The sequence below is a fragment of the Nocardioides dongkuii genome, assembly GCF_014127485.1.
Classification (GTDB): Bacteria; Actinomycetota; Actinomycetes; order Propionibacteriales; family Nocardioidaceae; genus Nocardioides; species Nocardioides dongkuii.
This window is the reverse complement of sequence record NZ_CP059903.1, coordinates 2,051,621-2,063,317: the sequence shown is the minus strand read 5'-3', so window position 1 is coordinate 2,063,317 and position 11,697 is coordinate 2,051,621. Positions and strand designations below refer to the sequence as shown.

General features: G+C 73.0%; 8 protein-coding genes, 1 tRNA gene and 1 pseudogene. 4 read left to right on the top strand and 6 right to left on the bottom strand.

Annotation, left to right across the window (positions count from 1 at the left end; genetic code table 11):
• The first annotated feature begins 35 nt into the window (after positions 1-35).
• Positions 36-893 carry a hypothetical protein gene (locus H4O22_RS09925; RefSeq protein WP_182526807.1) on the top strand — a complete coding sequence of 286 codons (858 nt, stop codon included), beginning with the start codon at positions 36-38 and terminating at the stop codon, positions 891-893.
• A 175-nt stretch (positions 894-1,068) separates the two neighbouring features.
• On the opposite strand, the gene nrfD is transcribed toward H4O22_RS09925, so the two are convergent.
• The 5 genes and pseudogenes from nrfD to selD all read right to left on the bottom strand — a co-directional run bounded on the left by nrfD (position 1,069) and on the right by selD (position 7,514).
• The gene (gene nrfD, locus H4O22_RS09920; RefSeq protein WP_220451336.1) at positions 1,069-2,127 is read right to left on the bottom strand and encodes an NrfD/PsrC family molybdoenzyme membrane anchor subunit; all 1,059 of its coding nucleotides are present in this window, start codon (positions 2,125-2,127) and stop codon (positions 1,069-1,071) included.
• On the bottom strand, positions 2,124-3,107 hold the full coding sequence (locus H4O22_RS09915; RefSeq protein ID WP_182526806.1) for a 4Fe-4S dicluster domain-containing protein: 984 nt from the start codon (positions 3,105-3,107) through the stop codon (positions 2,124-2,126). Before H4O22_RS09915 ends, nrfD begins: the two co-directional genes overlap by 4 nt.
• Positions 3,107-5,845 (bottom strand): annotated as a pseudogene (gene fdh / locus H4O22_RS09910) (formate dehydrogenase); the annotation flags it as partial. The pseudogene fdh and the gene H4O22_RS09915, both read right to left, overlap by 1 nt.
• Before the next feature lie 12 nt (positions 5,846-5,857).
• Complete coding sequence (locus tag H4O22_RS20900; protein ID WP_220451334.1) at positions 5,858-6,418, bottom strand: dehydrogenase; 561 nt, start codon at positions 6,416-6,418, stop codon at positions 5,858-5,860.
• Positions 6,419-6,500: 82 nt separating this feature from the next.
• Positions 6,501-7,514 carry a selenide, water dikinase SelD gene (gene selD / locus H4O22_RS09900; protein WP_182526804.1) on the bottom strand — a complete coding sequence of 338 codons (1,014 nt, stop codon included), beginning with the start codon at positions 7,512-7,514 and terminating at the stop codon, positions 6,501-6,503.
• A gap of 50 nt (positions 7,515-7,564) precedes the next feature.
• On the opposite strand from selD, the gene H4O22_RS09895 reads away from it, so the two are divergent.
• The 3 genes from H4O22_RS09895 (at position 7,565) to H4O22_RS09885 (ending at position 10,793) form a co-directional block, all read left to right on the top strand.
• Positions 7,565-7,659, top strand: a tRNA-Sec gene (locus tag H4O22_RS09895).
• Positions 7,660-7,713: 54 nt separating this feature from the next.
• Positions 7,714-9,030 (top strand): L-seryl-tRNA(Sec) selenium transferase, encoded by a 1,317-nt coding sequence (gene selA, locus H4O22_RS09890; protein WP_182526803.1) that lies wholly within the window; start codon positions 7,714-7,716, stop codon positions 9,028-9,030.
• A complete protein-coding gene (locus tag H4O22_RS09885; protein ID WP_182526802.1) occupies positions 9,030-10,793 on the top strand; it encodes a SelB domain-containing protein in 1,764 nt (587 codons plus the stop codon). The genes selA and H4O22_RS09885 overlap by 1 nt, the downstream gene beginning before the upstream one ends.
• Here H4O22_RS09885 and H4O22_RS09880 read toward each other — a convergent pair.
• Positions 10,790-11,632, bottom strand: coding sequence for a formate/nitrite transporter family protein (locus tag H4O22_RS09880; RefSeq protein ID WP_182526801.1), 843 nt, complete (start codon positions 11,630-11,632; stop codon positions 10,790-10,792). The genes H4O22_RS09885 and H4O22_RS09880 overlap by 4 nt on opposite strands.
• Positions 11,633-11,697: the final 65 nt, after the last annotated feature.

Below are 11,697 nucleotides of genomic sequence, written 5' to 3'. Positions count from 1 at the left end.
ACCTCGGGAACTCCCGGCTCCGCTAGCGTGGATCGATGGTCCTGGGGTTGCTCGCTGCCGCCGGGGCCGCGCTCTGCTACGGCGTCAGCTCGGTCCTCGAGGCCGTCGCCGCGCGCGGTGCCGACGCGGTGGAGGGGCTCGACCCGCGGCTGCTGGTCCGGCTGCTCCGCTCCTGGACGTACGTGCTCGGGGTCTGCCTGGACGGGCTCGGGTTCCTGCTCAGCCTGGTCGCGGTCCGCAGCCTGCCGCTGTTCGTGGTGCAGTCGGTGGTCGCCAGCTTCCTGGCGATCACCGCCGTCCTGGGCGCGCTGTTCCTGCGGATGCCGCTGAGCCGGGCCGACCGGCTCGGGATCACGGTGGTGGTCGGCGGGCTGGTGCTGGTCGGCCTCTCCGCCACCGAGGACCGCAGCGTCGAGGTCAGCGACGCCGAGCAGTGGGGTGTCCTGGCGGCGACCCTGGTGCTGGCGCTCGCCGCGGTCCCGCTCGCACGCGTGCCGGGGGCCGTGGGAGCCCGGGCCCTCGGCGCCGTCGCCGGCCTCGCGTTCGGCGCCACGGCGGTCGCCTCCCGGATGCTGCCCGGGAACCTGTCGCCCCAGCACCTCCTGCACGAGGTCGGCCCGCTGCTGCGGAACCCGGCGACGTACGCCCTGGCGGTCGCCGGCGTCGTCGCGCTGCTCACCTACTCGATCGCCCTCCAGCGTGGCAGCGTCACCCAGGCCACCGCTCCCCTGGTGGTCGGCGAGACCGTCGCCCCCGCGCTGGTGGGGCTGCTCCTCCTCGGCGACCAGCCCCGCCCGGGGTGGGGCGCGGTCGCCGCGGTCGGGTTCGTGCTCGCCGTGGCCGGCGCGGTCAGCCTGGCCCGCCACGGCGACGTGTCGGCGTCAGCGGCCTGAGAGGGCCTGACGGGGCCGTTCCAGCCGCCGGGAAGCACGCGGCGACGTGGGCAGCCGGCTCGCACTTCTCAGGGAGAACCTGACGTTCTCGGGCATCGCGATGGCCGAGAACGTCAGGTTTCCCCGGATCACCGGGAAAACCGGCCCGGGTACGCCGCCGGCCGCGTGGCGGCGGTCAGGTGACCGGTGGCTCCGCGGGCTTCTCGAACCGGATGGGCTCGCCCCGGTCCAGGCGCTCCCGCTGGGGGACGACGGTGTACTTCGGGTCCTTGGCGGACTCCTGCCCGGCCTCGAAGACGCCGAACCGGGTGCACGCCGACCCCGCGAGCAGGGCCAGGCCCGACCCGACCGCGATCACGCGGCTGCGGCCCGCGAGCAAGGAGCCCGCGGCGCCGGCCACGGTGAGGGCCTTGGCTGCCTTCATCAGGCGCCCCGCCTTGCCGTGGTGCAGGGGCTCGGCGGTGATGCCCATGGTGTGTTCCATCCGCTGCTCCATGACCAGCTCGAGCACCGCGCCGCCCAGCGCCATCCGGCGCACCGGACCGGTCTCCTCCAACGGCGAGGTGATCAGCCCGAGGCCGGCCGAGGCGGCGGCCGCCGAGCCGACGAAGACGAAGGGCAGCTCCTTGTACGCCGCGTGCCACGACGGGGTGGCCGTGTCGGAGAGCAGCACCGCGGTGTAGGCGGCCACCGGTGGGGCGAACAGTCCGGCGAGCAGGCCGGCGGGCCGGTCGGCGTACGCCGCGAGCCGCAGCGGCCCGCCGCGCAGGCGTGGGGGCAGCATCGAGACCACCTCGGCGGCGGCGGCCACCCCGGCGAAGGGGCCGTAGATCGACAGGATCCAGGTGCCGACCGACATGGGCGAGGTGAGCTTCGCCACCCGCAGCATGTTCAGGAACCTGCTCGGCATCCCGAGGTCGTGCACCAGCGCCACCATGGAGACCGTCAACGCGGCCAGCGCCCCCAGTCGCCCGGACCGCCGCAGCGTCGGTCGGCCGGTCAGGTCTGCGCCGGCGGCGATCAGCGAGGACCCGGCGGCGACCCCGCCCGCGAAGAGATAGATCGGGATGTCGTTCTCCCACGGCGACGGCTTCACGATCGGCCGGCCGTAGTAGGAGGTGAACGTCGCCTCGGGGACCATCGACCGGTCGCCGCCGCCCTTGCGGCGGCCGCCACGGCGTCTCGTGCGCCCGCCTGCGGAGCCCGGGGTGGCCTCGATGCCGGGAGTGGTCATCGGCGCCGTCCCACGAAGGAGAGGGCGGCGCCGGCGAGCAGGACCAGCGCGGCGGCCCCGGCGCGGGTGAACATCTCGGGCAGGTCCTTCGTGGTCACCACCGGGTCGGGCGGGAAGCCGTAGACCTCCGGCTCGTCCATCAGCAGGAAGAAGGCGCCGGTCCCGCCGACGCCGTCCTCGGGATCGTTGCCGTAGAGCCGGGCGTCCATGATCCCGGCCTCGTGCAGCTGCTCGACACGGGCGTTGGCCCGCTCGCGGAGCTCCTCGACGTCACCGAACTGGATCGACTGGGTCGGGCACGCCTGCGCGCACGCCGGGGTCTTCCCGGAGCCGAGGCGGTCGTAGCAGAGCGTGCACTTCTGCGCGATGCCGACGTTCTTGGACCCCTCGGGTCCCTTGCGTCGCTCGATCACGCCGTAGGGGCAGGCCGGGACGCAGTACCCGCAGCCGTTGCAGATGTCGTCCTGGACGACGACGGTGCCGAACTCCGAGCGGAACAGCGAGCCGGTGGGACAGACGTCGAGGCAGGCGGCGTGGGTGCAGTGCTTGCAGACGTCCGAGGACATCAGCCAGCGGAAGTCCGGGCGGTCGACGGCGTCGTCCTCGCCGCTCTCCGGGAGCATCACCCCGGGCGGCGCCATCCCCGGCATCCCCAGGTCGACGGCCTGCTGCCCCGCCGCCTCCTGGGCCTGCCGACGCAGCCCGGACTCCTGCTCCCCCATCCGCTTCGGCTGCTCGATGAACGCGACGTGCCGCCACTGGTTGGCGTTCAACGAGAAGCTGTTGTCGTAGGACGACCCGAGCAGGTCGAAGTGCGTGGCGGGGACGTCGTTCCACTCCTTGCACGCCACCTCGCAGGCCTTGCACCCGATGCAGATGCTCGTGTCGGTGAAGAAGCCCTTGCGTGGGGGACGGTCCTCCTCGTAGCCCGCGTCGGCCGCCGGGTCCACCGGTCCGAAGAGGCTGTGCTTGCCGGCCATCATGGTCCTCCGGTGGGGTCGGGGGTCTCGTCGCCGGCGTCAGGGACGTCGGCGTCGATCCCGGCGGTCACGATCGGCCGGGCTGGGGCGTGCAGGACGCCGGCTCGGCGCTGGTAGCCCTCGACGAAGGCGAGCAGCGCACGGCCGGTGGGGCGGCGACCGGGTTGGACGTCGCAGGTGCCCGCCTTGGTCTCCTGGATCAGGACGTTCGGGTCGAGGGCGACCCCGAAGAGGTCGTTGGCGGAGTCGCCGGTGACCAGGCCGCCCGTGCCCCAGTGGTAGGGCAGCCACACCTGGTGGATGGTGCGCCCGTCGACGCGCAGCGGCGAGAGCCGGTCGGTCACCAGCACCCGGCCCTCGACCGCGGAGCGTGCCGTGACCACGTGGCACCACCCGCCGTTCTCGAGGCCGCGCTCCGCGGCGAGCTCGGGAGAGACCTCGATGAACATCTCGGGCTGCAGCTCCGCCAGCCGCGCGACGTAGCGGCTCATGCCGCCGGCCGTGTGGTGCTCGGTCAGCCGGCTCGTGGTGAACACGAACGGGAAGACCTCTCCGTGCTTCTCCGGCGGGCTCGGGTTGAGCCGGTTCTCGGGGCGGGAGTACTCCTTGCGCGTGGGGTTGCCCTGCTGGGCGTGGATCGGGTTGCGGAACGGCGACTCGACCGGCTCGTAGTGCGTCGGCAGCGGACCGTCGATGAGCCCCTTCGGGACGAAGAGGGACCCCTTCCCGTCGCCCTGCATGATGAACGGGTCGACGCCCTCGATCGCCACGACCCCGTCGCTGCCCTCCGGTGCGCGGTAGGAGGGGGGCTTGGTCACCTCGAAGTCGGGGATGTCATGACCGGTCCACTCGCCTGCCTCGCCCCGGTCGGCGTCCCACCAGACGTAGGCCTTCCGCTCGCTCCACGGCTTGCCCTCGGGGTCGGCGGAGGCGCGGTTGTACAGCGTGCGCCGGTTGGCCGGCCAGGCCCAGCCCCACTCGGGTGCCACATAGCTCTGCTCCGAGCCGGGCTTGCGCCGGGCCGCCTGGTTGACGCCGTCCTTGAAGACTCCCGTGTAGATCCAGCAGCCGCCGAGCGTCGAGCCGTCCTCCTTCATCTCGGTGAAGGACGACAGCGGCCGGCCGGTCGCGATGTCGAAGCCGTTGATCTCCATGAGCACGGCCTCGGCATCGGGGTCCTGGGTCTCGCCCACCGTCGGGTAGTCCCACGCGAGGTCGAGGAGCGGTCGGTCCCTGGCCTCGGTGGAGCCCTCCAGCCGGGCGCGGATCATCCGGCCCAGGTGGTAGAAGAACCACAGCTCCGAGCGGCAGTCGCCCGGGGGCTCGATGGCCTTCTCCCGCCACTGCAGCATGCGGTGGGTCTGGGTGAAGGTGCCCTCCTTCTCCACGTGCGAGGCCGCGGGCATCAAGAACACCTCGGTGCGGCACTCCTCCGGCACGATCTCGCCGGTCTCGACCTCCGGCGAGTTCTTCCAGAACGTCGCGCTCTCGATCGCGAAGAGGTCGCGCACCACCATGAAGTCCAGGTTGGCCATCCCGAGACGCTGGGCCTTGCCGTGGGCCGAGCCGACAGCCGGGTTCTGCCCGAGCAGGAAGTAGCCCTTCACCTTGCCGTCGATCATGTCGAGCACCGTGCGGTAGGTGCCGTGGTCGCCGCTGATCTTCGGCAGGTAGTCGAAGCAGAAGTCGTTCTCGGCGGTGGCGGCGTCGCCCCAGTAGGCCTTGAGCAGGTTGACGCCGTAGGCGCGCGCGTTGGCCCAGTACCCCTTCGAGCCCGGGTGGTTGATCCCCTCGAGCCAGTCGTCGAGGGAGTCGTCGGTCCCGGCGGTGGGCATCGGGAGATAGCCCGGGAGCAGGTTGAACAGGGTGGGGATGTCGGTGGAGCCCTGGATGCTGGCGTGCCCGCGCAGCGCCATGATGCCGCCACCGGGGCGTCCCATGTTGCCGAGGAGGAGCTGCAGGATGGCGCCGGTCCGGATGTACTGGACGCCCACGCTGTGCTGGGTCCACCCGACGCTGTAGACGAGCGCCGTGGTGCGCTCGCGGCCGGAGTTCTCGGCGAACGCCCGCGCCACCTCCAAGAAGGCCTCGGTCGAGACGCCGCAGGTCTGCGAGACCAGCTCGGGGGTGTAGCGCGCGAAGTGCCGCTTGAGGATCTGGTAGACGCACCGCGGGTCCTGCAGCGTCTCGTCGCGCTGGGGGTCGCTCTGCACGCCAGCCCCGTGGGTCTCGTGCTGCATGCCGCTGGCCGTCTCCCGCTGGGTGACGGGGTTCTGCTCGTTGGCGTTGTCCTGGGAGCCGCCCTCCCCGGCGTACTGCCAGCTGGTGGGGTCGTAGGTGCGGGTCGCGGGGTCGAAGCCGGAGAACAGCCCGTCGAGGTCGTCGGAGTCCTGGTAGTCCTCCCCGACGATGACCGCCGCGTTGGTGTAGGCCACGACGTACTCGCGGAAGTCGAGCTCGTTCTGCAGCACGTAGTTGATGACGCCGCCGAGGAACGCGATGTCCGTGCCGACCCGCAGCGGGACGAAGGTGTCCGCGAGCGCGCTCGTCCGCGTGAACCGGGGGTCGACGTGGATCACCTTGGCACCGCGCGCCTTGGCCTCCATCACCCACTGGAACCCGACGGGGTGGGCCTCGGCCATGTTGGAGCCCTGGATCACGATGCAGTCAGCGTTGGCCAGGTCCTGGAGGAACCCGGTGGCGCCGCCGCGCCCGAACGAGGTCCCCAGACCGGGGACCGTGGCGGAGTGTCAAATACGCGCCTGGTTCTCGATCTGGATGGCGCCCATCGCGGTGAACAGCTTCTTGATGAGGTAGTTCTCCTCGTTGTCGAGGGTCGCCCCTCCGAGGCTCGCGATGCCCAGCGTGCGCCGGACCGTCTTGTCGTCGTCGAGGTCCTGCCAGCTGTCCGCGCGGGCCTTGACCACGCGGTCGGCGATCATCTCCATCGCGACGTCGAGCTCGAGGTCCTCCCACTCGGTGCCGTAGGGCGGGCGGTAGCGCACCTTGGTCTCGCGCAGCGGGCTGGTGACGAGGTTCTTGCTCGCGGAGCCCTTGGGGCACAGGCGGCCGCGGGAGACCGGGCTGTCGGGGTCGCCCTCGATCTGGACGACCTGCTCGTCCTTGACGTACACGCGCTGACCGCAGCCCACGGCGCAGTACGGGCAGACGCTGCGGGCGACCCGGTCGGCGGTCTCGGTGCGGTCCGAGAGGTCCTCGGTCTGCTGGGACCGGGCAGCCGGGCCGCGACCGAGCGGGTCCGGCCCGCTGAGCTGGCGCACGACGGGCCAGGACAGGAAGGTCTTGCTCACCCGCTCACCGAAGCCCATGCCACGCCTTCCGTAGGTCGCCGACCGTTACCCCCCAGAGTGCTTCCTCATCCTCGCAGACGACTCACCGGATGACGAGGGGGAACTCGCCGGCGGGGACCAGCTCCCCGATGACGGGGTGCCCGGGCAGCTCCCCGGCGACCAGCAGCCCTCCCGAGGTCTGGGCGTCCGCGAGCATCACCAGCTCGTCGTCGTCCACCGTCGCGTCCAGGTGGGGGCGGACCCAGTCGAGGTTGCGCCGGCTCCCCCCGGGCACGAAGCCCTCCGCGACCGACTCCCGCGCGTCGGCGAGGTAGGGCACCGCCGCAGCGTCGACGACCGCCGTGACGCCACTGGCCCGGGCCATCTTGTAGAGGTGGCCCAGCAGGCCGAAGCCCGTGACGTCCGTGGCCGCCCGGATCCCGGCGGCGACCGCCGCACGCGAGGCGTCCCGGTTCAGGGCCACCATGGTCGCCACGGCCTGCTCGAAGCGCTGCCCGGTCGCCTTGTGCCGGTTGTTGAGGATGCCCAGCCCCAGGGGCTTGGTCAGGGTGAGGGCGGAGCCGGCACTGGCGGCGTCGTTGCGCAGCAGGGCGTCGGCATCGCCGAAGCCGGTGACGGCCAGGCCGTACTTCGGCTCCGGGTCGTCGATGCTGTGCCCGCCGGCCAGGTGGGCACCGGCCTCCAGGCAGACGTCGGCACCGCCACGCAGGACCTCGGCGGCGAGCTCGAACGGGATCCGGTCCCGCGGCCACGCGAGCAGGTTGACCGCGAGCAGCGGCTCGCCACCCATCGCGTAGACGTCGGAGAGGGCGTTCGCCGCGGCGATCCGGCCCCAGTCGTAGGCGTCGTCGACGACCGGGGTGAAGAAGTCGGCGGTCGCGATCACCGCGCGCCCGCCCGGACCCTCGTCGATCCGCACGGCGGCGCCGTCGTCGCCGTGCTCGAGGCCCACGATGAGGTCACCGACCCCGGTGCCGACCGCCCGACCGCCGGGCAGTCCCGCCAGCACCCGCTCGAGCTCACCGGGCGGCACCTTGCAGGCGCACCCGCCGCCGGCGGCGTACTGCGTGAGTCGGACGTCCGAGTGCTGGCTCATGGAGCCAGGCTAGGAGGTGTGGCCAGGGCCCCTCCCCTACAGTGAGCCCCGGAGGCGTTCCTCGTCTGGTGATGGGCGCGGTCCTCAAAACCGTAGTGGCCGAGCATCTCGGTCAGGCGGGTTCGATTCCCGTCCGCCTCCGCCAGCCAATGGATGTCCGCTGGGCCGGCTCCGGTCCGATGTCGGTCGGAGGTGGGACGTGACGGACCCGCGCAGTGCCACGCCCCGCACCGACGCCGTGCTGGGCGACCCGCGACTCCTGGACGCGACCCGACGCCTCGGCCCCGACCTGGTCAAGCGCGTCGTGGCGACGACGCTCGACCGCTGCCGGGCCGGCGAGGTGGCGCCGGGGGACGTCGTGGCGGAGGTCGTGGCCGACCTGCCGCGGCTCGCCACCGCGCTGAGCCCGGTCCTCAACGCCACCGGCGTCGTCGTCCACACCAACCTCGGGCGGGCGCCTCTCTCCGCAGCCGCCGTGGAGGCCCTCGGCGTGGCCGCCGGCACGACCGACGTCGAGCTGGACCTGGCGACCGGTCGGCGCGGACGGCGCGGACGCACGGCCATGGCGGCGCTCGCAGCGGCCGTGCCCGACGCCGGTGGTGTGCACGTCGTCAACAACGGCGCCGCCGCCCTCGCCCTGGTCACCTGTGCCCTGGCCGCCGGTCGCGAGATCATCGTCGCGCGGGGGGAGCTCGTGGAGATCGGCGACGGCTTCCGGATCCCGGAGCTGCTGGAGTCCCTGGGCGCCCGGCTGCGCGAGGTGGGCACGACCAACCGGGTCCGCCTGTCCGACTACGCGGCCGCCGTCAGCGAGCGCACGGCGTTCGTGCTGAAGGTCCACCCGTCCAACTTCGTGGTCTCCGGCTTCACCTCGTCGGTCGGGATCGGGGAGCTCGCCTCGCTGCCGGTGCCCGTGGTCGCGGACATCGGCTCCGGCCTGCTCGCGCCGCACCCCAGGCTCCCCGACGAGCCGAGCGCCGCATCGGCCCTGCGCGCCGGCGCCGACCTGGTCACGGCGTCCGGCGACAAGCTGCTCGGGGGCCCGCAGTGCGGGCTGATGCTCGGTCGTGCCGATCTCGTCGAGGCCCTGCGCCGGCACCCCTTCGCCCGAGCGCTGCGGGTGGACAAGCTGACGCTGGCAGCTCTCGAGGCGACCCTGACCGGACCGCCGCCGCCGGTCGTCTCCGCGCTCGCGGCCGACCCCGCCGACCTCCTGGCGCGGGCCGAGCGAGTCGCCGCCCGGCTCACGGGCGTCGTCGACGCAGCGGCCCTGCCGTCCCGCGCCGCCGTGGGCGGCGGGGGCGCCCCGGAGGTGTCGCTGCCCAGCGCCGCCGTGTCGTTGCCCGCCCACCTGGCCGAACCGCTGCGCTGCGACCGGGTCCAGCCGGTGATGGGCCGGATCGAGCGCGGTCGGCTGCTGCTGGACCTCGTCGCCGTCCCTGCCGAGGACGACGCGCTGCTCGTCGACGCCGTGCTGCGGGCGGCGTCGCGTCCCGACCTCCCGGACCACGCGTAGTGCACGTCATCGCCACGGCAGGACACGTCGACCACGGCAAGTCCGCCCTGGTCGAGGCGCTGACCGGCACCGCGCCCGACCGTCTCGAGGAGGAACGGCGACGAGGACTGTCCATCCAGCTCGGCTACGCCTGGACCTCCCTCCCCGGCGTGGGCGACCTCGCCTTCGTCGACGTCCCGGGGCACGAGCGCTTCGTCACCACGATGCTGGCGGGAGTCGGGCCGGTGCCGGCCGTGCTGTTCGTGGTCGCCGCCGACGACCCCTGGATGCCCCAGGCCGCCGAGCACCTCGCCGCGCTGGACGCGCTGCAGGTCGAGCACGCCGTCGTGGCCGTCACGCGGAGCGACCTCGCCGACCCGGGTCCCGCCATGGACCGGGCCGCCGCGGAGCTGGCGAGCACCTCGCTGCGTGGCTCCCCCGTCGTGTCGGTGAGCAGCCGGACCGGCAGCGGGCTGCCGGAGCTGCGGACCAGGCTGGTCGAGCTGGTCACTGGCGTGCCGCCCGCCGATCCGCGCGCCGACGTCCGGCTGTGGCTCGACCGCCGCTTCACGATCAGCGGCGCCGGGACGGTCGTGACCGGCACGCTCCCCGCGGGGACCATCGCCGTCGGTGACCGGCTCAGCACCGGGACGGCGACCGTGCGGGTGCGCGGCGTCCAGGCGCTCGGGCGGGTGGTGGAGTCGGTCTCCGGCCTCGCTCGGGTGGCGCTCAACGTCTCCGGGGACGTCGCGGACCTCGATCGCGCCGGCAGCCTGACCACCCCTGGCGCGCACCACTGGACGGAGGTCGTCGACGTCCGCATCGCCGGCGACGTGACGCGGCTGCCGTCGCACCCGATGCTGCACGTCGGCGCCCTCTCGCTCACGACGCGATGCCGGCCGCTGGCCGACGATCTCGTGCGGCTCACCCTCCCGCAGCCGCTGCCCCTGCGCGTGGGCGACCGGGCCCTCGTCCGGGACCCCGGCAACCGCCAGGTGTGGGGGGCGCACGTCCTCGACCCGCTGCCCCCGCCGCTCCGGCGGCGGGGTGCCGCGGTCGAGCGCGCCGGCGCGCTGCACGAGGTCACCGGCGTACCCGATCTCGCCTCGGAGGTACGACGTCGCGAGGTGGTGGACCTCGACACCCTCCGTCAGCTCGGGGTGCCCGCCTCGACAGCGGTCGAGTCCGTCGTCAGGGCCGGACGCTGGGTGATGAGCGCCGACCGGGCGGAGGCGGCGGCCGCCCAGGTCCTCGAGCTCGTCACCGACCACGACCGGGCCCGGCCGCTGGACCGGGGGCTGCCGCTCGCGGTGCTGGCCGACCGTCTCCACCTGCCCTCCCCCGAGCTCGTGGCCGCTGTGCTGCGCGAGCCGCTCCGACTCGTGGAGGGACGCGTGCTCGCCCCCGCTGGCGACGTCCTCCCCGTGGAGCTGGAGCGGGCCCTCACGAGGCTCGCTGAGGAGCTGTCCACGAACCCGTTCCAGGCGCCGACCGCGGACCGCCTCCGTGACCTCGGGCTGGACCCGACGCGGGTGGCCGCGGCGGCGAGGGCGGGTCGCCTGCTCAGGCTCGCGCCGGGCATCGTGCTGATGCCGGGGGCCGAACGGCGGGCGGTCGAGGCGCTGGGGGTGCTCCCTCAGCCGTTCACGACCAGCCAGGCACGCTCGCACCTAGGGAGCAGCCGCCGCGTCGTGCTCCCCCTGCTGGAGCACCTCGATCGCGCCCGGCTCACCCGACGGCTCCCCGACGACCGACGCGTCGTCCTCGAGGGGTCCTCCGGCTAGCGCTTCTCCTCGACCGAGGGAGCGTGCTCGGGCTGGTCCTTGAGGAACAGGTACCAGTAGGAGCTCGCCACGAAGATCACCGCGCCCACCAGGTTGCCCGTGCCCGCGAGCAGCCAGTTCAAGGTGACGTCACCCCAGGTGATGCCCGGGACGTCGTTGAACATCGCGGCGGGCAGGAAGAACATGTTGGCGACCACGTGGTCGAAACCCATCGCCACGAAGGCCATGATCGGGAAGAAGATGGCGAGGATCTTCCCCGACACCGAGGTCGCGGCGATGGACATCCACACGGCCAGGCAGACGAGCCAGTTGCACCCGACACCCCGCAGGAACGTCTCCCACGCCGTGTGGACCGTGGCCTTGTCGTGGGCGATCGCCGCGAGCCGCTCGTAGGTCATCGCCGCGGTGGTCCCGGGATCGGCGTCGGCGCTGCCGATGACCCCGGTCTGCACGGCCAGGAAGAAGGCGACGAACACGGCCCCCACCAGGTTGCCCACGAGCACCAGGGCCAGGTTCCGGGCGACGACGGCCACCTCGACCTTGCCGCTCATGGCGCTCAGCGGGACGAGCATCATGTTGCCGGTGGCCAGGTCCGACCCCGCGATGATGACGAGGACCAGGCCCAGGGTGAACGCCGCGCCGGTGAACAGCGTCGGGAGCGTGCCCCAGGTGGCGGGGTCCAGCCCGGAGGAGATCGTGATGGCCACCAGACCGCCGAAGGCGATGTAGGCCCCGGCCAGGAACGAGGCGACCAGGACACGGTCCCAGGTGCGGGCGACCTTCTTCGTGCCGGCCGCCACTGCTGCCTCGGCGATCTCCTTCGGCTCTCGAGCAGTCATGGGAACCTCCGTCGTGTCCGTTGGATACCCCAAGACCCAGGTGCCCAGAAGCGGGACACCTACGC

Bases quoted from the DNA above. Each gene is read 5' to 3' on its own strand.
- H4O22_RS09925 (WP_182526807.1), top strand. From the start codon at position 36: ATGGTCCTGGGGTTGCTCGCTGCCGCCGGGGCCGCGCTCTGCTACGGC.
- nrfD (WP_220451336.1), bottom strand. From the start codon at position 2,127: ATGACCACTCCCGGCATCGAGGCCACCCCGGGCTCCGCAGGCGGGCGC.
- H4O22_RS09915 (WP_182526806.1), bottom strand. From the start codon at position 3,107: ATGGCCGGCAAGCACAGCCTCTTCGGACCGGTGGACCCGGCGGCCGAC.
- selD (WP_182526804.1), bottom strand. From the start codon at position 7,514: ATGAGCCAGCACTCGGACGTCCGACTCACGCAGTACGCCGCCGGCGGC.
- H4O22_RS09880 (WP_182526801.1), bottom strand. From the start codon at position 11,632: ATGACTGCTCGAGAGCCGAAGGAGATCGCCGAGGCAGCAGTGGCGGCC.